The sequence below is a fragment of the Pseudarthrobacter sp. MDT1-22 genome (assembly GCF_054511035.1).
Map to the genome: position 1 here is coordinate 68,415 of NZ_JBTNDK010000009.1, position 24,423 is coordinate 92,837.

Annotated in this window: 23 protein-coding genes; 12 read left to right on the forward strand and 11 right to left on the reverse strand. The window is 65.9% G+C overall.

Annotated elements, in window-relative coordinates; all coding sequences use genetic code 11:
- Positions 1 to 88: 88 nt before the first annotated feature.
- The gene (locus ACX80M_RS09410; protein ID WP_252602772.1) at positions 89 to 871 is read right to left on the reverse strand and encodes an IclR family transcriptional regulator; all 783 of its coding nucleotides are present in this window, start codon (positions 869 to 871) and stop codon (positions 89 to 91) included.
- 199 nt (positions 872 to 1,070) lie between these two features.
- On the opposite strand from ACX80M_RS09410, the gene ACX80M_RS09415 reads away from it, so the two are divergent.
- The 5 genes from ACX80M_RS09415 to ACX80M_RS09435 all read left to right on the forward strand — a co-directional run bounded on the left by ACX80M_RS09415 (position 1,071) and on the right by ACX80M_RS09435 (position 7,167).
- Positions 1,071 to 1,790, forward strand: a complete 720-nt coding sequence (locus tag ACX80M_RS09415) for a CoA transferase subunit A (protein ID WP_252613996.1) — start codon at positions 1,071 to 1,073, stop codon at positions 1,788 to 1,790.
- A 78-nt stretch (positions 1,791 to 1,868) separates the two neighbouring features.
- On the forward strand, positions 1,869 to 2,543 hold the full coding sequence (locus tag ACX80M_RS09420; RefSeq protein ID WP_459309439.1) for a CoA transferase subunit B: 675 nt from the start codon (positions 1,869 to 1,871) through the stop codon (positions 2,541 to 2,543).
- Positions 2,540 to 3,736, forward strand: coding sequence for an acetyl-CoA acetyltransferase (locus tag ACX80M_RS09425; protein ID WP_252602763.1), 1,197 nt, complete (start codon positions 2,540 to 2,542; stop codon positions 3,734 to 3,736). Before ACX80M_RS09420 ends, ACX80M_RS09425 begins: the two co-directional genes overlap by 4 nt.
- Before the next feature lie 244 nt (positions 3,737 to 3,980).
- A complete protein-coding gene (locus ACX80M_RS09430; RefSeq protein ID WP_252602761.1) occupies positions 3,981 to 6,134 on the forward strand; it encodes an amylo-alpha-1,6-glucosidase in 2,154 nt (717 codons plus the stop codon).
- A gap of 22 nt (positions 6,135 to 6,156) precedes the next feature.
- Positions 6,157 to 7,167, forward strand: a complete 1,011-nt coding sequence (locus ACX80M_RS09435; RefSeq protein ID WP_459309440.1) for a glycosyltransferase family 4 protein — start codon at positions 6,157 to 6,159, stop codon at positions 7,165 to 7,167.
- A 7-nt stretch (positions 7,168 to 7,174) separates the two neighbouring features.
- On the opposite strand, the gene ACX80M_RS09440 is transcribed toward ACX80M_RS09435, so the two are convergent.
- Both ACX80M_RS09440 and ACX80M_RS09445 read right to left on the reverse strand, forming a co-directional pair.
- Complete coding sequence (locus tag ACX80M_RS09440; RefSeq protein WP_459309441.1) at positions 7,175 to 7,921, reverse strand: ankyrin repeat domain-containing protein; 747 nt, start codon at positions 7,919 to 7,921, stop codon at positions 7,175 to 7,177.
- A gap of 10 nt (positions 7,922 to 7,931) precedes the next feature.
- Complete coding sequence (locus ACX80M_RS09445; protein ID WP_252602752.1) at positions 7,932 to 8,516, reverse strand: GlcG/HbpS family heme-binding protein; 585 nt, start codon at positions 8,514 to 8,516, stop codon at positions 7,932 to 7,934.
- 246 nt (positions 8,517 to 8,762) lie between these two features.
- Between ACX80M_RS09445 and ACX80M_RS09450 the strand changes: the two genes are divergently transcribed.
- From ACX80M_RS09450 to ACX80M_RS09460, 3 genes are all read left to right on the forward strand, one after another.
- Positions 8,763 to 10,025 (forward strand): sensor histidine kinase, encoded by a 1,263-nt coding sequence (locus tag ACX80M_RS09450; protein WP_252610061.1) that lies wholly within the window; start codon positions 8,763 to 8,765, stop codon positions 10,023 to 10,025.
- Entirely contained in the window at positions 10,022 to 10,648 is a 627-nt protein-coding gene (locus ACX80M_RS09455) for a response regulator (protein ID WP_252602747.1), read from the forward strand. Before ACX80M_RS09450 ends, ACX80M_RS09455 begins: the two co-directional genes overlap by 4 nt.
- Before the next feature lie 170 nt (positions 10,649 to 10,818).
- Entirely contained in the window at positions 10,819 to 11,022 is a 204-nt protein-coding gene (locus ACX80M_RS09460) for a cold-shock protein (RefSeq protein ID WP_013599688.1), read from the forward strand.
- Positions 11,023 to 11,100: 78 nt separating this feature from the next.
- Here the strand turns inward: ACX80M_RS09460 and ACX80M_RS09465 are convergent, their stop codons facing one another.
- A complete protein-coding gene (locus tag ACX80M_RS09465) occupies positions 11,101 to 12,234 on the reverse strand; it encodes an acyl-CoA dehydrogenase family protein (RefSeq protein WP_252602778.1) in 1,134 nt (377 codons plus the stop codon).
- Between the two features lie 162 nt (positions 12,235 to 12,396).
- Here ACX80M_RS09465 and ACX80M_RS09470 point away from each other — a divergent pair, with 162 nt between their 5' ends.
- Together ACX80M_RS09470 and ACX80M_RS09475 are read left to right on the forward strand one after the other, a co-directional pair.
- Positions 12,397 to 14,124, forward strand: a complete 1,728-nt coding sequence (locus ACX80M_RS09470) for an AMP-binding protein (RefSeq protein ID WP_252614001.1) — start codon at positions 12,397 to 12,399, stop codon at positions 14,122 to 14,124.
- 2 nt (positions 14,125 to 14,126) lie between these two features.
- Positions 14,127 to 14,633 carry a MarR family winged helix-turn-helix transcriptional regulator gene (locus ACX80M_RS09475; RefSeq protein WP_252614002.1) on the forward strand — a complete coding sequence of 169 codons (507 nt, stop codon included), beginning with the start codon at positions 14,127 to 14,129 and terminating at the stop codon, positions 14,631 to 14,633.
- Between the two features lie 73 nt (positions 14,634 to 14,706).
- Here the strand turns inward: ACX80M_RS09475 and ACX80M_RS09480 are convergent, their stop codons facing one another.
- The 4 genes from ACX80M_RS09480 to ACX80M_RS09495 form a co-directional block, all read right to left on the reverse strand.
- Entirely contained in the window at positions 14,707 to 15,483 is a 777-nt protein-coding gene (locus ACX80M_RS09480; RefSeq protein ID WP_252614003.1) for an enoyl-CoA hydratase, read from the reverse strand.
- Between the two features lie 65 nt (positions 15,484 to 15,548).
- Positions 15,549 to 16,463 carry a 3-hydroxyisobutyrate dehydrogenase gene (gene mmsB / locus ACX80M_RS09485; RefSeq protein ID WP_459309442.1) on the reverse strand — a complete coding sequence of 305 codons (915 nt, stop codon included), beginning with the start codon at positions 16,461 to 16,463 and terminating at the stop codon, positions 15,549 to 15,551.
- Entirely contained in the window at positions 16,456 to 17,538 is a 1,083-nt protein-coding gene (locus ACX80M_RS09490; RefSeq protein WP_459309443.1) for an enoyl-CoA hydratase/isomerase family protein, read from the reverse strand. Before ACX80M_RS09490 ends, mmsB begins: the two co-directional genes overlap by 8 nt.
- Entirely contained in the window at positions 17,538 to 19,037 is a 1,500-nt protein-coding gene (locus ACX80M_RS09495; RefSeq protein ID WP_459309444.1) for a CoA-acylating methylmalonate-semialdehyde dehydrogenase, read from the reverse strand. Before ACX80M_RS09495 ends, ACX80M_RS09490 begins: the two co-directional genes overlap by 1 nt.
- Positions 19,038 to 19,311: 274 nt before the next feature.
- Here ACX80M_RS09495 and ACX80M_RS09500 point away from each other — a divergent pair, with 274 nt between their 5' ends.
- Both ACX80M_RS09500 and ACX80M_RS09505 read left to right on the forward strand, forming a co-directional pair.
- Entirely contained in the window at positions 19,312 to 20,118 is an 807-nt protein-coding gene (locus ACX80M_RS09500) for an exodeoxyribonuclease III (protein WP_459309445.1), read from the forward strand.
- A gap of 34 nt (positions 20,119 to 20,152) precedes the next feature.
- Positions 20,153 to 21,175 (forward strand): hypothetical protein, encoded by a 1,023-nt coding sequence (locus ACX80M_RS09505; RefSeq protein WP_459309446.1) that lies wholly within the window; start codon positions 20,153 to 20,155, stop codon positions 21,173 to 21,175.
- A gap of 109 nt (positions 21,176 to 21,284) precedes the next feature.
- Here the strand turns inward: ACX80M_RS09505 and ACX80M_RS09510 are convergent, their stop codons facing one another.
- The 3 genes from ACX80M_RS09510 to ACX80M_RS09520 all read right to left on the reverse strand — a co-directional run bounded on the left by ACX80M_RS09510 (position 21,285) and on the right by ACX80M_RS09520 (position 24,422).
- Positions 21,285 to 22,337 carry a LacI family DNA-binding transcriptional regulator gene (locus ACX80M_RS09510; protein ID WP_252602728.1) on the reverse strand — a complete coding sequence of 351 codons (1,053 nt, stop codon included), beginning with the start codon at positions 22,335 to 22,337 and terminating at the stop codon, positions 21,285 to 21,287.
- Between the two features lie 145 nt (positions 22,338 to 22,482).
- A complete protein-coding gene (locus tag ACX80M_RS09515) occupies positions 22,483 to 23,460 on the reverse strand; it encodes a carbohydrate ABC transporter permease (protein ID WP_141139288.1) in 978 nt (325 codons plus the stop codon).
- Positions 23,457 to 24,422, reverse strand: coding sequence for a carbohydrate ABC transporter permease (locus tag ACX80M_RS09520; RefSeq protein ID WP_056348751.1), 966 nt, complete (start codon positions 24,420 to 24,422; stop codon positions 23,457 to 23,459). Before ACX80M_RS09520 ends, ACX80M_RS09515 begins: the two co-directional genes overlap by 4 nt.
- Position 24,423 lies beyond the last annotated feature (1 nt).

A 24,423-nucleotide genomic window follows, 5' to 3' on the forward strand; every position in this document is an offset into this window, starting at 1 on the left:
ACGACGGCGGCGCGTCGCCCCGAAAACGCGGCGCGCCGTCGTCGTTCCTTCCCTAAGCCGGGGAAACTCAGCGGCGACGACCGTGGATTCAGCGGCCGGTCAGTGTTGAACTCAGTGTGGTGCTGATCCGGTGGGCTTCCTCCATCAGCAGTTTGCCGAGGAACCCCTGCCGTTCCGGCCGGAACCGGGGTTCGATGCCGGTGAGTGAAAGCGCGCCCACGGGCCTGCCCAGCTGGTCGAACACGGCCGTCCCCATTCCCCAGCTGCCTTCCAGCACGAGGCCGGGATTCACTGCGAATCCATGCAGCCGGGTCCGTTCCAGATTCCTGCGCACCACGTCCATGCTGTGGCCCGCCGCGAAACTGCCGGCGTGCTGGTCCCAGCCGGACAGGATGGCTTCCTGTTCCTCATCCGGGAGGAACGCCATGATGGCGGTCCCGGCCGAGGCCACACCCAGTGGAAATCGGACTCCCTCGTGCAGCACGAAGGAACGTACCGGGAAGCTGCCCTCTTCCCGCAGCACGCAGACCGTCTCCTGGCCCCTGCGGATGGAATAGAACGCGCTCTCGCCGGTCTCCTCCGCCAGCCGGCGGAGGCTTGGCCGCGCCAGGTCCTCAAACGGGAAGCGGGCCGCCGCCACTGATCCCAGCAGGAAAATCTCAGGGCCCAGGATCCAGTTTCCGCTGCGGGCATCGTGGTCCAGGAGGCCCTCCGCGGCAAGGGAGGCCAGGAGCCGGTGGACGGTGGGGCGCGTCAGCCCGGACTCCCGGACCAGCCCGGCAATCGAGCTGCCCTCCGGCTTCCGGCCGACAAGCCGGAGCAGTGATGCCACGCGGCCCACCACCTGAGCCCCTTGGACTGGATTCTTCATTCGGATCACCAACTCTCAAGAAATCCTCCACAATGTGGACACCTCAAAGCCTAGCGTCCACGCTGTGAAATATCTGCCTTGCGGGCAGAATTACGCCGTTGACCAACTTTCTTGAGCACCCTAGGCTCCTTCTTCAGGCCCAGCGTCCACAACGTGGAGGACCTGAATGGCTCTGCACGCTCGATGATGAGGAGACGGAATGTCCAAACTGAAATCCAACGCCGCCGCGGCCCTGGCGGAAGTGCTCCAGGACGGCATGACGCTCGCCGTCGGCGGTTTTGGCCTGGGCGGCATCCCGGCGGACCTCATCGAGGCCGTGCGTGATTCCGGTGTGCGCGACCTGACCGTGGTGTCGAACAACATGGGCGTGGACGGGAAAGGCCTGGGCGTGCTGATCGAAGCCGGCCAGGTCCGCAAGGTGATCGCATCGTATGTGGGCGAGAACAAACTCTTCGCCGAGCAGTACCTCGCGGGCCTGCTTGAGGTGGAGTTCACGCCGCAGGGCACCCTGGCCGAGCGCCTCCGTGCCGGCGGCGCCGGCATCCCCGCCTTCTACACCAAGACCGGCGTCGGAACCCTGGTCGCCGAAGGCAAACCGCTCGCAGAGTTCGACGGCGAAACGTACGTCCAGGAGCGCGCCATCCGGGCCGACGTGGCGCTGGTCCACGCGCACACCGCGGACACGGACGGCAACCTGATCTACCGCTACACGGCCCGGAACTTCAACCCCGTGGTGGCCACCGCCGGCCTGGTGACCATCGCCGAAGCCGAAGTCATCGTGGAGCCCGGCGCACTGGATCCCAACCACATCGTCACCCCGGGCGTATACGTCCAGCACCTGGTCCAGGCGAGCGGCCGGGTCAAGGACATTGAACAGCGCACCGTCCGCCCCCGGGAAGCGGCAACAGTCCCCGCGTGAACGCCACTCGCCCGCCCCACCCCGCAGCGCGAACGAACACTTAAGCCCCCGCATACTTCTAACCCCAAGGAGAACCCCATGGCCTGGACCAGGGATGAAATGGCTGCCATCGCGGCCGAGGAACTGCACGACGGCGACTACGTGAACCTGGGCATCGGCATCCCCACGCTGGTGGCCAACAACCTGCCCGACGGCGTCCGCGTGGTCCTGCAGAGCGAAAACGGCCTGCTCGGCATGGGCCCGTTCCCCTATGAGGGCGACGAAGACGCCGACCTCATCAACGCCGGCAAGCAGACCGTCACGGTCCTGCCCGGCGGCAGCATCTTCGACTCCGCCACATCGTTCGGCATGATCCGCGGCGGCCACGTCAAGGTGGCCATCCTGGGCGCCATGCAGGTCTCCGGCAACGGCGACCTCGCCAACTGGACCATCCCCGGCAAAATGGTCAAGGGCATGGGCGGCGCCATGGACCTCGTGGCCGGCACGCCGCGCGTGGTGGTCCTGACCGAGCACAACGCCAAGGACGGCACGGCCAAGATCGTCACCGAGTGCACCCTGCCGCTCACCGGCCTGCGTTGCGTGGACCGGATCATCAGCGATCTCGCCGTTTTCGACATCGTGAAATCGGACGACGACGGCGGGCGGCAGCTCACGCTGACCCGCCTTGCGCCGGGGGTCACAGTGGAGGAAATCCGCGAAAAGACCGAAGCCGCATTCGACGTCGAGCTTGAAACTGCGGGAGTAGAGGCATGAGCCTCAAGGAACAGTTCGGCAAGGATGTCCTGCTCACCGGCTGGGGCCACAGCCGGTTCGGCAAGCTCACGGACGAGACCCTTGAGTCCCTGATCGTCCAGGTGGCCACCGAGGCAATCAGCAACGCCGGGATCGAGCCCGGCCAGATCGATGAGATCTACCTGGGCCAGTTCAACTCCGGCATGATGCCGCTGGCGTTCCCGTCCTCGCTGGCATTGCAGGTCTCGGACCAGCTGGCCAACGTCGCCGCCACGCGTGTGGAGAACGCCTGCGCCTCCGGGTCGGCCGCGTTCCAGCAGGGCACCAAGTCGCTGCTTGCCGGGACGGCGAAGACCGTGCTGGTGATCGGCGCCGAGAAGATGACCCACGCCGGCGCCGACGTTGTGGGGGCCGCCCTGCTGGGCGCCGACTACGACATGGCCGGCCAGACGTCCACCACCGGCTTTACGGGCCTGTTCGCGGACGTCGCCAAGCACTACGAAAAGCGCTACGGTCGCGGCGACGGACAGCTGGGCGACGTGCTGGGCTCCATCGCGGCCAAGAACCACCGCAACGGCGTCGACAACCCCTATGCCCAGCTCCGCAAGGACCTCGGCGAGGAGTTCTGCCGCACCGTCTCGGACAAGAACCCCATGGTGGCCGATCCGCTGCGCCGCACCGACTGCTCCCCCGTGTCCGACGGCGCCGCTGCCGTTGTGCTCAGCACGTCGCCAACCGGCGGGGCCACAGCGCTGGTGCGGCTCGCCGGCTTCGGCCAGGCGAACGACTTCTTCCCGGCTGAACGCCGGGATCCTACGGCTTTCGCCGCCACGCGCATGTCCTGGCAGCGCGCGCTGGGGATGGCCGGCGTCGGGCTTGAAGACCTGGACTTCGCCGAAGTCCACGACTGCTTCACCATCGCCGAACTGCTGATGTACGAGGCCATGGGACTGACCGAACCCGGCCAGGGCGCCCGCGCTGTGCAGGAAGGCTGGGTCTTCAAGGACGGGAAGCTGCCCATCAACGTCTCCGGCGGACTCAAGGCCAAGGGCCACCCCGTGGGTGCAACCGGCGTATCCCAGCACGTCATCGCCGCCATGCAGCTCACCGGGACGGCTGGCGACATGCAGCTCGCCAGCCCTCGCCGCGCCGCCGTCCAGAACATGGGCGGTGTAGGCATTGCCAACTACGTCAGCGTCCTCGAAGCGGTCTAGGGATACGTGGTGGGTTCCGCACCTAGCGTCCACAGAACCACAAGCGTAGGGTCATAGAACCAACGTGCTCCTGATGGAGGTCGGCCATCACAGATTTGTTGCCCATCAGGCTCCGTTGGAGCCGACGAGGACGAAGATCCCACGACTGATTGATCCGCGGCGGCAGCCCTTCTGATCCACCGCGGGATCCACAGGAACGGGCCCCGCAGCGTTGCTTACAGGATGAGCGTCAAAGGAGCCAGGGATGGCTGGATGGAATGCTGACACCGCGGCTGGCCCTCTGGGGGCCACGGTGACACTCGTGGATGGCTCGAACTTCTGCATTTCCGGTCTTGCCGGCGACATGTACTCCGACCGCCCCCATGGCGTGTTCCATGAGGACACCCGCATCGTCTCCCGCTGGAGACTGACGGTCAATGATGTGACTTTGGAGCCGCTGGCCGCCCGTGCCCTCGAACCGTACCGGGCCGTCTTCATAGGTCGTCCGGGCCGGTCAGCCGGCCATGCGGACAGCCCTTTGATCGTGGAACGAAACCGCGAGGTGGGCGCGGGCATCCAGGAAGAGATCACCGTCCGGAACCATTCCCGCGAGCCTGCCGTGTGCGTGCTGGAGCTGGCGATGGACGCGGACTTCGCGGACCTCTTTGAGGTGAAAGACGCCCGGATCATCCGATACTGGGACCAGTCCCGGCACCCGGAAGGCGACTCCCTCACCATCAAAGGCGTCTGGCGGGGAATACACAAGGGGGTTGTACTCCAGGCTCCCGACGCGACTTTTAGCCACGAAGGCCTGGGCTACCGCACCGTGGTGCCGCCGCACGGCCAGTGGCGCACAAGGGTGACGGTGTCGCCGCTACTGGACACAGCCGAAACGCCCGCGCCCTTCCAGCGCCAGGCAACCGGCACCTCGCCTGCGGAAATACGGCGCCAGGAGTGGATCCGGAAGATCCCCGCGATGTACGTCAGCAACGTGTCGATTGCCCGCACCCTGCAGCGCAGCCATGATGACATCGGCGCCCTCCAGATCGAGGACCCGCTGCATCCGGACCGGACCGTCGTCGCAGCGGGTGCTCCATGGTTCATGGCCCTCTTCGGCCGCGATTCGCTTCTCTCGTCCTATATGGCGCTGCCTGTGGACCCGTCGCTGGCCTTGGACACCTTGCAGACGCTGGCCGAAAGGCAGGGCAACGCGGTGGACGCGCTGACCGAAGAGCAGCCCGGCCGGATCCTCCATGAGGTCCGGCTGGGCGTCAGCACGGGCCTGGCACTGGGCGGCAAGTCCGCCTATTACGGCACGGCCGATGCCACGCCGTTGTTCGTCACGCTGCTCGGCGAAGTCAGCCGCTGGGGGCTCGCCGCGGACCAGGTGGCCGCACTGCTGCCCAACGCTGACAGGGCGCTGGAATGGATCAGGGATTACGGGGACAGCGACGGCGACGGCTTTGTGGAATATCAGCGGCTCAACAACCAGGGGCTGATCAACCAGGGATGGAAGGATTCCTGGGACGGCATAAATTTCGCGGACGGCCGCATGGCAGAGCCGCCGATCGCCCTCTGCGAAGTGCAGGGTTACGTGTACGGCGCCTACATCGCCCGGGCGTGGATGGCGTACGACGCCGGAGACCTGGCTTTGGCGCGGGAGTTGCGGGAACGCGCGGCGCGGCTTAAAAAGCAGTTCAACGAACAGTTCTGGCTGCCGGACCGTGGCTACTACGCCATCGCCCTGGACCGGGACAAGAGACCCGTGGATGCCTGTGCCTCCAACATGGGGCACTGCTTGTGGAACGGGATTATCGACGCCGACAAGGCGCCGCTGGTGGCTGCCCGCCTGATGTCGCCGGAAATGTTCAGCGGCTGGGGGATCCGCACCCTGGCCACGGACATGGGTGCCTACAACCCGGCGAGCTACCACAACGGATCCGTGTGGCCGCATGACAACGCGATGATTGCTACGGGCCTGATGAGGTACGGATTTGTGGACGAGGCCCAGCGGGTTGCCCGCGGACTTATTGAGGCGGCGGATTTCACGGACCACCGCTTGCCTGAATTGTTCTGCGGATTTGACCGCGCTGATTTCCCGGAACCGGTGCCTTACCCGACGGCTTGCTCGCCCCAGGCCTGGGCTGCCACCACCCCGGTGCATTTGCTGCGCACACTGCTGCGGTATGACCCCCACGTCTCCATGAACGGTATGTGGATGGACCCTGTGCTGCCGGAGTCCTGGGGCCGGGTCCACATCACCAACTGCCCCATAGGCGATGGCCGGATCACCATCGACGTGACCGGCAGCCAGGCCACGATCGAGGGGCTCCCGCCGGGGATGACGTTCCACCGCGGGACACGTCCCCCCCTTGCCGATCTGGTTGAGCTCGCCGAGAAGCTGGACAAGACGGGCTAAACCCCGAACAGGAGCGCGCATCTTGCGGATAGGACTGATAGCTCCACCATGGCTCCCCGTCCCGCCCCTAGGCTACGGCGGAACGGAGGCGATGATCCATGCGCTGGCCACCTCGCTGGCGGCGGCCGGGCACAGCGTTGTGCTTGCCGCGGCGGCCGACAGCACCTGCCCGGTGGAACGAATCGGCGGCTTCGCTCCGGCGGAGCGTGCCGCCATGGGCAGAACGAGCTCTGAGTTGCCGCACGTGATCAGGGCCTACGCCGAACTGGTCGACGTCGATATCATCCATGACCACACCCTGGCGGGACCGTTGTACCGGCACCGCCCACCCGGGATTCCAGTGGTCAGCACCATTCATTCGGACATGCGGCCGGAGCTGTGCCGGGTATATGAAGCCTTCAGCCGGGACGTGTCACTGGTGGCCATCTCGCAGCACCAGGCCAACAGCGCCCCGGATGTGAGAATCCGACGGGTCATCCACCACGGCATCGATCCCGCAACTGTTCCACCCGGTGCCGGAGCTGGTGGCTACGCGTGTTTTCTGGGCCGAATGGCGCCGTGCAAAGGCATCGCTGAGGCCATCGCGGTGGCCCGCAGAGCGGGAATTCAGCTCAAGATCGCCGCAAAAATGAGCGACCCGGCGGAAGTGGATTATTTCCGCTCCGTGGTCGCTCCCTTGCTCGGGCCTGATGAAGAGTTCCTCGGAGAACTGGACGCAGACGGAAAGTTCGCCCTGCTGGGCAATGCCGTCGCGCTGCTCAACCCTGTGCAGTGGGACGAACCCTTTGGAATGGTCATGATCGAGGCGCTGGCCGCCGGCACCCCCGTTGTGGCCACTCCGCGGGGCTCCGCACCGGAAATCATCGAGCACGGAGTCACCGGTTTCCTCGCCGCGAGTACCGATGCACTGGCCAGCTGCCTGCAGCGTGCGTCCGGCCTGGACCGGCATGACTGCCGGTCCGCCGTCGAAACCAGATTCAGCGCGGAGGCGATGACGCGGAAATATGTGGAGTTGTTCGAGGACGTGCTTTAGCCCTGTGTCAGCGGGCACGGATCAGGGCAGCGATCTCGCCGAAGCCCAGCCGCTCCGCATTCTCCAACGGCGTCCGGCCTTGGGGATCGCGTATGCCCGGGTCCGCACCGGCAGCCAGCAGCTGCCGGACTACGTCTTGCTGCCGTGGCCCGCCGTTGTTCAGCAGGATGGCTTCCTGCATGGCGGTCCAGCCCAGGTCGTTGACATGGTTCACGGGAACTCCGGCGGCAATAAGGATCCGGACCGTTTCCACGTGGCCGTGTTCACTCGCGGGAATCAACGCTGTGCCGCCGAAACGGTTGGTGCTGGCAACATCTGCTCCGTTCGCGAGCGTCAGCTGCAGGATCTCGTTGAAGCCCTCTGCCCCGGCGTAGAGGAAGGCCGAGTCCTTGATGGCGTCCTTGGCGTTCACGTTGGCGCCGCGGCCGATCAGCTCACCAGCCAGCGCCACATTGTTGGCCTTCGCGGCGGCGATAAGCTCCTGGTCGAGCCGGGTCTGGGCCTCGGCGGACAGGGCTGGTGGTTTGGTGGCTGCCGTTGCGGTGGAAGCAGGCGGGGACGTACCCGGCCAAGCTGACGGTCCGGACGGGGGCTGGCTGCCGGGGCTGCCCAGGACGGACGACGGCGGCGAATCCTGCCGTTGCGGCTCGCCGGGACCCGTCTGGCAGGCGGCCAGGCAAACTGATACACCACCCGCCAGAAAGAGAATTGCCGCCGCCCTGCGTGCCCGGCGCCAGGTCCTGAACCGCCTCATGGAGCCGAGCCTACTTGCCTGAGCCGGCAGCTGCAGCGGCGATGGCCTCGGCGCCGGCGGTGGCGCAGGCTTCGTCCAGGTTGCCGTCGGGGGCACCGCCCACGCCGATGCCTGCCACGGACACACCATTGACCTTGAGCGGGACGCCGCCGGGCAGGAACAGGGTGCCGGGGAGGTCCGCGATGCTGGGCCCGTTGCCGTTGACGCGCTTGGCCAGCTCGCTCGTCGGTGCGCCGAAAGCGGCCGCGGTGTAGGCCTTCTGCTGGGCTGCTTCGATCGTGTGCTCGGCGGCGTTGTCCCCGCGCAGGAGCGCCTGGACGGTGCCGAACCTGTCCACCAGGGCCACCGTGACGAACGGCAGCTTGTCAGCTTGGCATTTCGCAAGGGCTGCCCGGACCGCATCGGCCGAGGCACCCGCGGTGATGCGGTTCTGCGCCACCACGGTCTGCGGCGCCTGCGGGATATCGACGGCGGGTACCGCGGCGGGAGCCGCCGCCTGGCTGGTCCCGGCGTTGGCTGCAGCGGTTAGCCCTCCCGTCAGCAGCAAAGCTCCTGCGGCAGCAGCGGCGGCGGCAATCTTGTTGGACTTCTTCACGGTGTTTCTCCTTGGGTTGATGGACTCACGTTGATGGACGCACGTTGCTGGACTCACGCTGGCGGAATCCATTGGAACGGGCATCGGCTCCATCCATCCTGTCCGGCCCCGCCGGAACAAACATCGGGCCTTTGGCTGCGCCCCGCTCCCCCGGATGGCCAGCAGCATCAGCCAAAAGGCGGAGAGACCAGCAACGGCGCGGGCAATAGCATGGGATAGGAACGCCCCTGACCTGAACCGGACCCCATGCCCTCCCCAGCCACTCCCCGTAAAACCCTGACCGACGGATCTTCGCTGACCACCGGACGCGCCCTGCCTGTTGGACCGGCCGCCGCCCCTGGCCGGTTCGGCCGGATCGACACCGCCGTCCACCTTGGCTTCGCTGTCCTGCTCGTCGCTTCGGCCGTCCGCTATGCTATGCGGCACAGCCTGCAGGACAACCTGCTGGTCCTCGGCCTGGCAGGAGCGGTGTGCGCCCTGTATGCCGTCATCGCCGTATTGGCCCGGCAGAGACGCCCATGGGCGGTCTGGATGCTCGTGTTTGTGGCCGTCTGGGCAGCGCTGGTTATCGCCGCACCCAGCTTCGCTTGGTGTTCCTTTGCGATCCTCTTCCTGTGCCGGACGGCCTTTAAGGGCGCCGTGGGTTACGTGGCGGCAGGCGCGACGGCGGCCGCCACCGCCGTCGGGCTGTTCCGGCTCAGCGACGGGACGGACCTCGCGATGCTGCTGGGGCCGCTCGCCGTCGGCGTGATGCTTACGCTGATCAATGACCGGATCGAGCACGACGCCGCGGAGCAGCGCCGTCTCCATGCGGAGGTATCGCTGGCACACGGGCAGCTGGCGGCCAGCGAGCGCCTGGCCGGCACCATCGCCGAACGCGAGCGCGTATCGCGAGAGATCCACGACACCGTGACGCAGGGCCTGGCCAGCAGCCTGCTGCTCCTGGAGGCCGCTGACCGTTCGTGGCCAGGCCAGGCATCGCGCCAGGAGCTCAACCAGGCTACGGAACTGCTGCGCCGGAATCTCTCCGAGACGCGCAATCTGGTCCACGAGCTCGCCTCCCCGGGCCTCGACGCATCGCCGCTTCCCGAAGCCCTGCACCAGGCGGCCGCCCAGTACGTCCCGCACGCCCGGCTCCTGGTCACCGGCGAACCGAGGGAGGTCCCTGCGGAAGTCCGGCACACCCTGCTGCGGGTGGTCCAGAGCGCGGCCGCTAACATCCAGCAGCACGCAAACGCCGCCACCACAACCCTGACGCTGGGGTTCCTTCCTGACTCGGTCACCCTTGACATCTACGACGACGGGACGGGCTTTGACCCGTCGGCGGCAGCACCGCCGTCGGACGCCGGAGGCTACGGGCTGCGGGCAATGCGCCAGCGGGTTGAGCAGCTGGGCGGGGTATTCTCGGTGGAAAGTTCCCCCGGCGAAGGGACCATCGTGGCCGCACAGGTGCCGGCCCGGGTGCAGTCAGCGCCACCTGGCCAGCAGATGACACCGGAGGACGCATGACTACCATCACTGTCCTCCTGGTGGACGACCACCTGGTGGTCCGGAGCGGACTCAAGGCACTGCTGGGTACGCAGCCTGACTTTGACGTGGTGGCCGAGGCCGCCTCCGGCGAGGAAGCGCTGGGGCTGGTGGAACACCACTCCCCTGCCGTGGTGGTGATGGATCTGGCCATGGGCGCCGGAATGGACGGGATCGAGGCCATCAGGCAGCTGCGGCAGCGCAACAGCCGGCAGGCCATCCTGGTGTTCACCACATACGATTCCGACGCGGACATCGTCCGGGCGGTGGACGCCGGCGCCATGGGCTACCTCCTCAAGGACGCCGCCCCGGACGAAATCTTCGCCGCCATCCGCGGTGCCGTGCAAGGGAAGAGCGTCATGAGCGCCCCCGTGGCCTCCCGGCTCTTCCAGCAGCTGCGCAATCCCGACGAGGTCCTGACGCCCCGGGAGGCGGAGCTGCTGAGCCTCCTGACCGAGGGGCTCAGCAACCGGGAACTGGGCCAGCGGCTCTTCATCTCCGAGGCCACCGTCAAGACCCATCTGGCGCATATCTACGCCAAGCTCGGTGTGGAGACCCGCTCCGCGGCGATCGCCACGGCCATCCGCCGGGAGGGCATGCGCTAGCCCGCAGTGGACAATTCCCGCGTACCACTTCTGTAACAGCGGTGACACTTGATGACTGCAGCTATTGCACGCCCACCGCGCAGCCCCTAGGTTTGAGACAGCGGACTACAGACTCCGCGTCTGCCTGCCGTCCGAGCAGGACCAGAAAAGGGTTACAAAGGAAGTTAGCAATGGCAACAGGCACAGTTAAATGGTTCAACGCTGAAAAGGGCTTTGGTTTCATCGCTCCGGACGACGGATCCGCCGATGTTTTCGCGCACTATTCCGCAATCGCCAGCAGCGGCTACCGCTCGCTGGATGAGAACCAGAAAGTCGAATTCGATGTGACCCAGGGTCCCAAGGGCCCGCAGGCAGAGAATATTCGCCCGCTCTAAGGTTCTGATCAACTGCCCTGACCGTGCTGCAAAGCATGGCCAGGGCAGTTTTTTCTTAAGTTCTTTTCCCGTGAATTGCTAGACGAAGGCCGATTTTCCGGTAACGGCCCGGCCAACAATCAGCGAATTGATTTCGTAGCTGCCCTCATAGGTATAGAGGATTTCGGCATCACCAAACAGCTTGCCCATTTCAAAGTCCGAGCTGATCCCGTTGCCGCCCAGCAGCGACCGTCCCATCGCCACCGACGCGCGGGCCAGCCGGGTGCACGTGGACTTTGCCATGGCCGCCTGCGCCATCTCCAGCTTGCCGTCCGTCTGGATCCGGGCGAGCTGGGCCATCAATGCCAGTGACGCGGAGGCGTTGCCCAGGATCTCCGCCAGTTGCTGCTGGACCAGCTGGAAGCATGCCAGTTCCTTGCCGAATTGCCTGCGTTCCAGGGAGTAGGAACGGGCGACGTCGAACGCGGCCAGCTGGATCCCGGCACCCTGCCAGCCAACCCAGGCGCGCGAATCCCGCAGGAGGTCGTTGGCTTTGGAGAAGTCCGTGGCGCCCGGCAACATGTTGGACGCCGGAATCCTGACGTTGTCCAGCACAATGTCCGCGTTCTGCATGATCCGCAGGCCGATCTTGTTGGCAATCTTGGTTGCCCGGTACCCAGCGCGGTCCGTCTCCACAATGAAGCCCTTGATGTGCCCGTCCGCTGCGTCACGCGCCCACACCAGCGCGAAGTCCGCGATGGTCCCGGAGCCGATCCAGCGCTTCGCGCCGTTGATCACCCACTCGCCGCCCTCCAGCCGCGCGGAGGTTTCCAGCCCGCCGGCGATATCCGAGCCGTGCTCCGGCTCGGTCAGGGCGAAGGCGCCCAGCTGGGTAAAGTTCCTCAGGCCAGGCAGCCACCGCTGCTTCTGTTCCTCCGAACCGAGGGCGTCGATCATTCCCACGATCAGTTCGTTGTGGATCCCCACCAGGGCCGACAGCGAAACGTCCGCCCTGGCCACCTCGACGTACATCAGGCCTTTGAAGAGCTTGGACGTGCCGTCCGTCTGCAACGTGCCAAGCCCGTGCTTGCCCATCTCCGCCAGTAGCCCGAACGGGAACTCCTCGCGGTTCCAGTAGTCAATGGATGCCTGCCGCACCGTGGACTGCAGGAACGCCCGGATCTCCAGGTAGCGCGCACGTTCCGCCGCGGGCAGGAGGTCCACGATGTGCATCAGGTCCGCCTCTGGGAAGGGCGGGGCTCCGGTCACAACACGCTCACGTCCTTGTGGCTGCACGCTTCATATCCCTTCGGTCTTCCAAACCCTTGGATGTCCTAGTATATTGCACAGGGATGGATTCTTAGTGATGCGCATCACTGGACGAAAGGTGTCCCCTTGTCAGTCACCGATGACTTCCGCGCGGCACGCGACCGCCTGCTGACCCTGCATTCCGACTACCACCAGGCCAGGCGCGAGTTCGTGTGGCCGCGGTTCACGGAGTTCAATTTTGCCCTCGACTGGTTCGATCAGATCGCCGCAGATCCTGAGAAGGCCAACAATCCGGCCCTGGTCATCGTGGAGCAGGACGGTTCGGCCACCCGCCGGAGCTTCGCGGACCTGGCCGCCCGTTCCAACCAGGTGGCCACCTGGCTGAGAAGCCAGGGCATGCGCCGCGGGGACCGGATGATCATCATGCTGGGCAACCAGGTGGAGCTCTGGGAGCTGATGCTGGCCGGCATCAAGCTGGGCATTGTCCTGATCCCCACCACCACCCTGATGGGTCCGGAGGACCTGGCCGAACGCGTGGAGCGCGGCGAGGCGGGCTGGGCCGCCGTCGGACGTTCCAACATCGGCAAATTTGCCGGCGTTCCCGGCGATTACCGCCTGATCGAAATCGGCGCCGGCGGCGGTTCAGCCGGCACCCCCGGTGCCCTCCAGTACACGGATTCGACGACGGCGGCAGTCACGTTCACGGCTGACGCCCCCACCCAGGCGGACGAGACGCTGCTGCTGTATTTCACCTCCGGAACCACATCGAAGGCCAAGCTGGTGGAACACACCCACACCTCGTACCCAGTGGGGCACCTCTCCACGATGTACTGGATCGGCCTGGAACCCGGCGACGTGCACCTGAACGTGGCATCGCCGGGCTGGGGCAAACACGCCTGGTCCAATTTCTTCGCCCCGTGGATCGCGGAGGCGTGCGTATTTGTCTACAACTACGCACGGTTCGACGCCCGCGCCCTGATGGAGCAGATGGACCGCGAGCACGTCACCAGCTTCTGCGCCCCGCCCACAGTCTGGCGGATGCTCATCCAGGCGGACCTGAAAGTGCTGAAGACCCCGCCCACCAAGGTGGTCTCCGCGGGCGAGCCTTTGAACGCCGAAGTGATCGAGCAGGTCCAGCGCGCGTGGGGCCAGACCATCAGGGACGGCTTCGGCCAGACCGAAACCACCGTCCAGGTAGCCAACACGCCCAGCCAGCCGGTCACCATCGGCGCCATGGGGCGGCCGCTTCCCGGCTATGACGTAGTGCTGGTGGACCCCAACACGGGGAAAGAAGCCAACGACGGCGAGCTGTGCCTCCGCCTGGACCCCCGGCCGGTGGGGCTGATGAAGGGTTACTACGGGGACGCGGAACGGACCGCCGAGGCGTTCCGTGGCGGCTACTACCACACGGGCGACATGGCCAGTCGTGACAAACACGGCGTCATCACCTATGTGGGCCGCGACGACGACGTCTTCAAATCCTCCGACTACCGGCTCTCGCCGTTCGAACTGGAGAGCGTGCTGCTGGAACACCCCGCCGTGGCCGAGGCGGCTGTGGTGCCGTCGCCGGATGCGGTCAAGCTTTCGGTCCCCAAGGCCTATGTTGTGCTGGTGCCCGGACTGGAGCCGGGGCCGGAGCTGGCCGAGGACATCCTGCGGTACTGCCGCGAACACCTGGCGCCGTTCAAACGGATCCGGCGGCTGGAATTCGCGGCGCTGCCCAAGACCATCTCGGGCAAAATCCGCCGTGTGGAGCTGCGGCACAATGAGGAGCTCCGGCATGGCGGGGGCACCCATCCCGACGGCTTCGGCGTGGAGTACTCCGAGGCGGATTTCCCGGGGCTGAAGGGCTGAGGATGGCCGTGCCACTGCCCCGGGACCCCATCGCGGACGCCCAACGGAACTGGGAGGAGCACGGCTGGGCCGACGTCGCCGCTCCCATGGCCGCGATCACCGCGATCATGCGCACCCAGCAGATCCTGCTGGCCCGGATCGAGGGCGCCCTGAAGCCGTTCGGGCTGACCTTCGCCCGCTACGAACTGCTCGCGCTCCTCAGCTTCGCCCGCAGCGGCGCGCTGCCCATGAACAAGGCGAGCGCCCTGCTCCAGGTCCATCCCACCTCGGTGACGAACGCCGTCGACCGTTTGGAAGGCTCGGGACTGGTGGCACGTTCGCCGCACCCTACGGACGGCCGCACCACCCTGATCGAGCTCACCGCGGAGGGGCGGATCGTTGCCAAACGGGCGACGGCGGTGCTCAACACCGAGGTTTTTGGCCAGTCAGGTTTCGACGCGGCCGACGTGGACCAGCTGATCCGTATCCTGGGCACGTTCCGCCGGAACGCCGGGGACTTCACCGACTGACCCATCGATTGCTCCGTAACCGCCGTTTTGGGCACTGAAAAGGGCTTCTACGGAGCACTCGATGGGGAGGGGGTCAGCGGTGGGTGAACTCGGGCTGCCGTTTTTCCGTAAAGGCGGCCATGCCTTCCTTCTGGTCCTCGCTGGCGAAGAGCGAGTGGAAGATCCGGCGTTCGAACAGGACCCCCTGGGCGAGTCCCGTTTCAAAGGCCGCGTTGACGGCTTCCTTCGCGAGCATGGCCACGGGCTTGGACTTGGATGCGATTACCTCCGCGGCCTTGAGCGCCTCCTCCACCACATTCTCCGCGGGCACCACGCGCGAGACGAGTCCCCAGCGTTCAGCCTCCTCGGCGCCGATGAAGCGCCCGGTGAGGATCATGTCCATGGCCTTGGCCTTGCCCACGGCGCGCGTGAGCCGCTGGGAGCCGCCCATGCCCGGCAGCACGCCGAGGTTGATCTCCGGCTGGCCGAACTTGGCGTTGTCCCCGGCGATGATGAAATCGCACATCATGGCCAGCTCGCAGCCGCCGCCCAGCGCGAAGCCGGACACGGCCGCGATGACAGGGATCCGCAGCCGGGTGAAGTCCTCCCAGCCCCGGAACCAGTCTGCGGCGTACATGTCCATGTAGCCCTGCGAGGCCATTTCCTTGATGTCGGCACCCGCGGCGAACGCCTTGCTCGAGCCGGTGATCACCACCGCACCGACGCCGGGGTCGGCGTCCATGGCGGCGACGGCTGCCACGAGCTGGTCCATGGTGGCTTTGTCCAGGGCGTTCAGCGCCTCCGGCCGGTTAAGCGTGACCAGCCCTACCCGGCCGCGCTGTTCCACCAGGATGTTCGTGTACTCCGTCATGCCTAACCTTTCAGCTGTTTTCGCGTGTTGCTGGTGCTGCAGAGTTACCAGTGCTGCAGATGGTGCTAGTGCTGCGATTTGTCGCGGATATCGGTGATGATTCCGGAGAAGTCCCGGCCGGCTCCGCCTTCAGCGGCAAACGTATCGTAGATTTCCGAGGCGAGCGGTCCCAGCCGGGCCGCCACCCCGGTACTTTCCAGCGCATTCAGCGCCAGCCGCAGGTCCTTCGCCATCAGCGCCCCCGCGAAGCCCGGCTGGTAGTCGCGGTTGGCGGGGCTGGTGGGGACCGGACCGGGAACAGGGCAGTTGGTGGTCAAGGCCCAGCATTGTCCGGAGGCGTTGGAGGCGACGTCGAACAGCGCCTGGTGCGTCAAGCCCAGCTTCTCGCCCAGCACAAAGGCTTCGCTGACCGCGATCATGGAGACCCCCAGGATGAGGTTGTTGCAGATCTTGGCGGCCTGGCCGCCGCCGTGCCCGCCGCAGTGGACCACCCGTTTTCCCATCACCTCGAGCAGCGGCCGGACCTCCTCGAAGTCCGCCGCCTCGCCGCCCACCATAAAGGTCAGCGTGCCGGCTTCCGCACCCACCACACCGCCGGAGACCGGGGCATCCACAGCCCGGTGGCCGGCCGCAATGGCGAGCGCGGAGGCTTCCCGCGCCTCGTCAACGTTGATGGTGGAGCAGTCCAGGAACATGGTGCCCGGTTTGGCCTCGGCCAGCAGGCCCGGCCGTCCGTCCGCGCCGCGGTAGGCGTCCAGCACGTGCTGTCCGCTGGGGAACATGGTCAGCACAACGTCGGCACCGGCGATGGCGTCCAGCGGGCTGGCCGCCGTGGGGACGCCGTGCGTTTGGGCGGCGTCCAGTGCGGCGGGGACCACGTCGAAGCCCGCCACGGTGTAGCCGGCACGGACCAGGTTCACTGCCATGGGCCCGCCCATGTGGCCAAGGCCCAGGAAAGCGACGGTGATTTGTTCAGGCATTGTCCGGCTCCTTTGTGTGCAGGTTGAGCTCCCGGTCCCCCAGCGGCGCGAAGAACCGTTCCACGTCCGCCGCGTGCACCTCGTGCAGCGTGGCCGGCTTCCATTGCGGATTGCGGTCCTTGTCCACCACTTGCGCCCGGATTCCTTCGCGGAAGTCCGGCGCGGCCAGGAACCGAAGCCCTACCCGGTATTCCTGCGCCAGTGCTTCGTCCAGCGTCAGTCCCTTGGCCCGGCGGAGGGACTCCAGGGTCACCTTCACAGCCGTCGGCGACTTCGCCTCGATGGTGGTGGCAGCCTCGGTTGCCTCGTCCCCAGGCTCCCCGCCCGACGCGCCGCCCGAGGCCTCATCCAGCGTCCGCAGCCGCCGGACAATGTCCTCCACGTCGTCGCTGGCATAGGCGGCATCGATCCAGCCGCGCTGCGCCTCCAGCCCGGAGGGCGGCGGGCTCTGGGCAAAACGTACGACGGCGGCTTCCGCACTTTCGTGTTCGAGCGCGGCCGCCAGCTCCGGCAGTCTCCCCGACGGGACAAAGAGGTCCGCGAGGCCCAGGAACAGCGCATCCGCCCCGGCCAGGTGGGCTCCGGTCAGCGCGGCATGGGTGCCCGTCTCCCCAGGTGACCTCGCCAGCAGCCAGGTCCCGCCGACGTCGGGCACAAACCCGATGGTGGTCTCCGGCATTCCCGTCCTGGTCCGTTCGGTGACCACCCGCACGGAGCCGTGCGCGGAGATTCCCACACCGCCGCCGAGCACCAGTCCGTCCATGAAGGCCACATAGGGCTTGGGGTACGCGGCGATGAGGGAGTTCAGCCGGTATTCGTTCTGCCAGAAGTCAGCCGTTTCCGCACCGCCGCCGAGGATGTCCCGGTAGATCGCCACAATGTCGCCCCCGGCGCAGAGGCCACGCTCGCCGGCGCCGCGCACCAGGACGGTGGCCACGCCGTCGTCGTCCGCCCAGGCGGTGAGCTGCGCCAGCATGGCGTCCACCATGCCGGCGTTCAGGGCGTTGACGGCCTTGGGCCGGTTGAGCGTGATGACGCCCAGGTGTCCGCGCTTCTCGAACAGAACCTGCGTCATCAGCTGCCTTCCGGCATGATGAAGCTGGCGCCCTGGCGGATCCCGGACGGCCAGCGCGTGGTGACCGTTTTGGTCTTGGTGTAGAAACGGAACGCATCGGCGCCGTGCTGGTTCAGGTCGCCGAAGCCGGATGCTTTCCAGCCGCCAAACGTGTAGTACGCAATCGGAACCGGAATGGGCACGTTAATACCCACCATGCCCACCTCCACCCGGCTGGCGAAGTCCCGGGCGGCGTCGCCGTCGCGGGTGAAGATGGCCACGCCGTTGCCGAATTCGTGCTCGGAACACAGCCGGAGCGCTTCGTCGTAATCGGCGGCGCGGAGCACGCTGAGGACGGGACCGAAGATTTCCTCCTGGTAGATCTTCATGTCCTTGGTGACGTGGTCGAAGAGCGTGGGGCCCACCCAGAAGCCGTCGTCATAGCCTTCCACTGTGAGGCCGCGCCCGTCGGCCAGCAGGGTGGCACCCTCGTCCACGCCGGACTGGATGTAGCCCTCGATCCGTTCCTTGGCACTCGCCGCCACCACGGGCCCGAAGTCCGAGTCCTTGTCCAGGCTGTGGCCCACGCGCAGATGCTTGACGCGCTCGGCCAGCTTGGACACCAGGGCGTCCGCGGTCTTCTCCCCCACCGGGACGGCCACGGAAATGGCCATGCAGCGCTCGCCGGCGGAACCGAAGCCGGCGCCGATCAGGGCATCGGCGGCCATGTCCAGGTCAGCGTCCGGCATGATCACCATGTGGTTCTTGGCCCCGCCGAAGCACTGGGCCCGCTTCCCGTGGGCGGCCGCGGTGGTGTAGATGTACTGGGCGATGGGCGTTGAACCCACAAAGCCGATGGCCTTCACGCGGGGATCTTCCAGCAGCGCGTCAACGGCTTCCTTGTCCCCGTTGACCACGTTGAACACACCGTCCGGCAACCCGGCCTCCGTGAACAGTTCGGCCAGGCGCAGGGGAACCGAGGGGTCCCGCTCGGAGGGCTTGAGGATGAAGGCGTTGCCGGCGGCGAGGGCCGGGCCGGACTTCCACAGGGGGATCATGGCCGGGAAGTTGAACGGGGTGATGCCCGCGACGACGCCGAGTGGCTGGCGCAGCGAGTGGACGTCGATGCCCGCACCGGCGTCGTCGGAGAACTCGCCTTTGAGCAGGTGGGGGGCGCCCGCCGCGAACTCCACCACTTCAATGCCGCGCTGGATATCGCCCTTGGAATCGGCGAAGGTCTTCCCGTGCTCGGAGGACAGCAGCGTGGCCAGTTCGTCCATGTTCTCGTTGACGAGGTCAACAAACTTAAGCAGGATCCGGCCGCGGCGCTGCGGGTTCATGGCGCCCCAATGGACCTGCGCTTTCTCCGCGGCGGCCACCACGTTCCGGACCTCCTCTCCGCTGGCGAGGGGCAGGCGCGCCTGGACTTGGCCCGTGCAGGGGTCAAAAACGTCACTGAAGCGGCCGGAGGTCCCCGTCACCCGCTGGCCGTCTACGTAATGGGATAGTTCGCGCACCATGATGCAATGCTCCTTCGCATGTGATCCAGGTCATCTCTGCAAGCGAATATACTCGGACTTCCTACTAAATTCCAGACTGTCCCAAAACCCTCGTGGCACACGCTGCCGCCGTCGTCGGCATTTGTTGCGGCACATCGTCCCGGGGCACGTTGACGTGGATCTGGGCCCTCAAAACGCGATTCGACGGCGTGTCCGCGCCATAGTGCCCCGTCTTCGCGGGCACGTTCCAGCCACGGCAACGCCTCCGGGCAACAAGTTCGGTAAGTTAGGGACTGTGAAGATTGCTACCTGGAATGTGAACTCCCTCCGTGCCCGCGCCGACCGTGTGGAGGCCTGGCTGCAGCGCAGCGATTGCGACGTCCTGGCCATCCAGGAGACCAAATGCAAGGACGAAAACTTCCCCTGGGAACTTTTCGAACGCATGGGCTACGAGGTGGCCCACTTCGGTGTGAACCAGTGGAACGGCGTGGCCATCGCGTCCCGGGTAGGCCTGGAAGACGTTGAGCGCACCTTCCTGGACCAGCCTCCGTTCGGGAAAGAAGGCAAGGACCCCGTCCAGGAAGCCCGCGCCATGGCCGCGACCTGCGGCGGCGTCCGGGTCTGGAGCCTCTACGTGCCCAACGGCCGCTCCCTGGACGACGAACACATGCCGTACAAGATCAAGTGGCTTGAATCCCTGAAGACCCACGCCCAGGGCCTGGTGACCGCCGACCCGACAGCTCAGGTAGCCCTCATGGGCGACTGGAACATTGCGCCGTTCGACGACGACGTCTGGGACATCGACCTTTTCGTCAATAACAAGTACACCCATGTCAGCCCGCCGGAACGTGCTGCGTTCCACGCCTTTGAAGAGGCCGGATTCAAGGACGTGGCACGCGAGTACACCCCCGGTCCCGGCGTGTACACGTACTGGGATTACACCCAGCTGCGCTTCCCCAAAAAGGAGGGGATGCGCATTGACTTTGTCCTTGGCTCCCCCGCGTTGGCGGCCCGCGTCACGGGCGCGTCGATTGACCGCGAGGAACGCAAGGGCAAGGGCGCCTCGGACCACGCCCCCGTTCTGGTGGAACTGGCGGACTGATGGCTGCGGCCGGGGCCCAGGAAGGGAGACTGTAATGACGGGAAACCTCTACAGGGGCCAGGCCGGGCTGCCGTTCTCCTCCACCCTGCGCGTCTACGAACCGCTGGAGGCCTTCCCGGAAGGACAGCGGGAGGCCATCCGGACCGCCGGTGCCCGCACAGCCTCGCGGGCCGCCGTCGAAAACGCCGAACTGCTGGCCTCGCTGGGCCGGATCACCCGCTCCGGCGGGGACCCCTTCCCCACCGGGCGGACGGATCTGGTCCGGGTCACCAGCATTCCCGGTGTACCCCCCGGGCGGACCCCGCAGCCAGGAACCTCCGACGCCGGTGCTGCCGCCGGCCCGAGTGCCGAGTCAGGCTTGGGTACCGGGATAGGCGCCGGTTCCGGCTTTGGGCCTGACGCTGGGGGCGACGGTGGGCGTGACGCTGGGGGCGACGGTGGGCGTGACGCTGGGTCCGGGCGCGTCCTTCTGTACTGCCCCAGCCAGCTGGTCCTGCGCGCCGGCCTCGCGGCCAATGCCCTCATGGAAGGCATCCACGGCCCGCTGGCCGAAATGCTGATTCCGGAAGAGCAGCGGGACAAGCACCAGGAACGCATTGACCAGGTCAAAGCCCGTGACGGCGCCATCCGTGTGCATACCCGCGCCTCCACGTGGGGCATCCCCTTCAGCTGGTTCTCGCTGTTTATGGAAGGCGATCATAAGGACGTGGTGGAATCAGGCGGGCGCATCCTCACCGTCAGGGTGTGGGCTCCCATCACCGAAGCCATGGAGCGGGCACGGTACGCCGTGGCCCACCTGGCGCTGGCGGCCCCGGACCTGGACATGCTGGACGACCTCGCGCAGCTGACCGAATGGCTGGAGTTGTTCCACGTCAATTCCATGGTGGAACTCGACTACGGCGCCGTGGCGGACAAGGTGTACCCGGACGAGTCGCCCATGGACATCCGGCTAGGCATCGAATGCCTGGCAGAGGGCGACATGACGGGCGCCGCCGCGGCCTACCGCAGGCTGGCTTCCCGCTGGATTCCCATCCGGCAGCTCGCCCGCGCGTCCTGACCGCTTTTTCCTAGACACGGCTTTTTCCTAGACACGGCTTCGCGACTGCGGCTTCCTGAACCCGGCGTCCTGGCCGCGGCATCCTGGCCGGATGCCGCGCCGCGCCTCCTCAGGAACGAGGCGGCGCCGTCGTACGCCTGATGATGAGCTGGTGGGGCGCGACGGCGGATTGGACCGCCCCGACCGTGCCGTCCAGTTCGTCGATGAGCATCTTGGTAGCCAGCTCGGCCTGTTCGTCGGGCCGTTGTCCCACGGTGGTCAGGCCCATCGCGTCGGCGAAATCGTGGTCATCGATCCCCACCACCGAGAGGTCCTCAGGGACCCGTACGCCTACGCGTGCTGCTTCGAAGATGACTCCCATGGCCATTTCGTCTGAGGCGCAAAAGATGGCGGTCGGCTTCGGGCCGGGCTGGGTCCAGAGGCGTCGGAATGCCTCTTGGCCGCTGCGGACCGTGAAATCGCCCCATTCGTCCCACTCGGGGCGGGTGGGCAGCCCTGCTCCTGCCATAACGTCCTTGAAAGCCAGGATCCGCACGCGGGGAACGTCGAAGTTAAGGTCCGTTTCGTCGTCGCCGTGCAGGAGGGCAATGTCCCGGTGGCCGAGGTCGATCAGGTGCCGTACGGCGGTGGACGCTGCAGCGTAGTCGTCGATGCCGATGTACGCGCACTCTTCCACATGGCCGCCCACCACGATCAGCGGGATATCAATCTTTTGGAGATGGTCCAGTTCCTCGTGGCTGAGCGCCATACAAAGGACAAGCAGGGCATCAATCTGTTTGTAAACCATGGTCTTGCTGAACAGGCGTTCCCGGTTGCTGCCGTGACCGCCCAGGTTGAAGAGGGAAAGATTGTAGTGGCGGGCGTGAAGTTCGCGGTCCGCGCCCTCAATGGCCTTGGAGAAGAACCAGCGGCTCACGAACGGTGCCAGGACGCCAATGGTCTTGGTTCGGCCGGTGGCCAGACCTGACGCCGACGACGACGCCACATAACCCAAAGCACCCGCCACCTCGAGGATCTTCTCCCTGGTGGCGGGCGAAACCCTGGGAAGCCCGCGTACGGCCCGGGAAACGGTGGCGGTGGAGACGCCTGCGGCTGCGGCCACGTCCTCAATGCTGACGCCGCTGTGGCCACCCCGTTGAGACCTTTCAGCCATGCGTGCCACCGTTTCCCCTCATGGGTTCAAACCTAATTTCCGCTATGCAGTTGCCCCCAAGCCATGCTAGGTTGCGGGCCGCCCGACGTCACAGTGTTACCTGCCTGCCTCCCCTTGCGTCCGATCAGCCTATGCGGATCGGCCCTGAGCCCGGTCAGCCCTTGAGGCCGCCGGCCAGGAGACCACGGACAAAGAAGCGCTGCAGGCCAAGGAACACCGCCAGCGGGACGATGATCGAGACGAACGCGGCGGCAGGGTTCAGGAAGTCCCTGTTGCCGCGGGTACCGGAGATCTCAGCGAGCCGCTGGGTGATGGGCGCTACGTCCGCCGTTCCACCCGAGAACACCAAGGCCACCAGCAGGTCATTCCAGACCCACAGGAACTGGAAGATGGCCAGGGATGCCAGAGCCGGGACGGACAACGGCAGGATGATCCGCCAGAAAATGGTGGTGTGTCCTGCCCCATCCACCTTCGCGGCCTCGATCACTTCGCCCGGGATCTCCGAGATGAAGTTGTGCAGCAGGAAGATGCCCAACGGGAGTCCAAACATGGTGTGGGCGATCCACAGCTGGGCATAGGACCCGGGCGGGAGCTTCAGGACCTGCGTGAACAATGACAGCAGCGGGATGAGTGCCATCTGCAGGGGAATGATCTGCAACGCGAACACGAAGATGAACGTAGCCTCGCGGCCCCTGAAGTTGCCCCAGGCGAAGATGTAGGCCGCCATGGAGGCGAGCACCAGGACAAAGACGGTCACCGGGATGACAATCGCCAGGGAGTTGATGAAGTACTGCGAAAGGTTCGCAGACTGCGATCCGGCTGCTGCCGTGACGTCGACGTAGTGCTTGAAAGTAAAATCCCAGTCGGCAAAGAAGTTCCACCAGCCATCCGAGCGCGGGCCCACCTGCTTGGCCGCGGGACGGATGGAGGAGACCAGGAGACCGAAGGTGGGCACGGTCCAGATCGTCGCAATGATCACGGCGGCCGCAGTGGCCCAGCGTGACGTGAGCTTGGTCTTGACGCGCCGCATGATCGGTGCGGAATCCTCCGGCGTCGCGGGACGGCCTTTGTCTTTGCGTGACTGGGTCCGGGAAGAGTTGGCCGCCTCATCCGGCGCTGGCATGACGGTCATCGGATTTCCCTTTGCTGACGAAGTACGCGGGCATTGTAGACCACTATGGGCAGTACGAGAAGGAACAGGACGAGGGCCAGCGCCGCACCCCTGCCCGGTTCGCCGGCGCGGAAGGCCTGCGTGTACATCTCGTTGGCGATCACGGACGTGTCATAGTTGCCCGCCGTCATGGTGCGGACAATGTCGAAGACTTTAAGGGTGGCGATGGTGATGGTTGTCAGCACCACCACCAAAGCGCCCCGAATGCCGGGAACCGTCACATTGCGGAACTGCTGCCAGGGGTTGGCACCGTCCAGGCGCGCTGCCTCAACCAGTTCCACCGGCACGCCCTTGATGGCAGCGGAGAGGATCACCATGGCAAAGCCTGTTTGGATCCAAACCATCACGATGATGAGGAAGATGGTGTTTTCCGGGGCATCAAGAAGAAATTGCTTGGGGTCCATGCCCAGGGCAACCCGCACAGCGTTAACGACGCCAGTCTGTTCAATGCCGGGGCCGCGGTAGTCGTACACAAGCTTCCAGATGATGCCGGCGCCCACCATCGAGATGCCCACCGGCATAAAGACCAAAGCTTTGAGGGCATTTTCGCCGCGCGCCTTGTCAATGAACACCGCGTAAGCGAGACCGAAGACCGTGGACAGCAACGGCACCAGAACGGTCCAGATCACCGTGTTGCGGAGGGTGGCCAGCGCCTCGGGCTGGGTAAACATCCAGACGAAGTTATCGACTCCGTTGGGTTGGCCGGAGGCATTCGTGAATGCCAGGAATGATGTCTGCACGGCGGGATAAACCAGGCCGACCAGCATCAGGATTGCCGCCGGCGCCAAAAAGCCAACGATCGTCAGTTTGTCTTTGACTGATTTGGGAGCCCTGTCCACAATCAGCATGATCAGCCCAATTAGCGCGGCAAAAACCGCCAAGGCGATAAAAACTTGAAGAAATTTTCCTCCAAGAAACTCCATT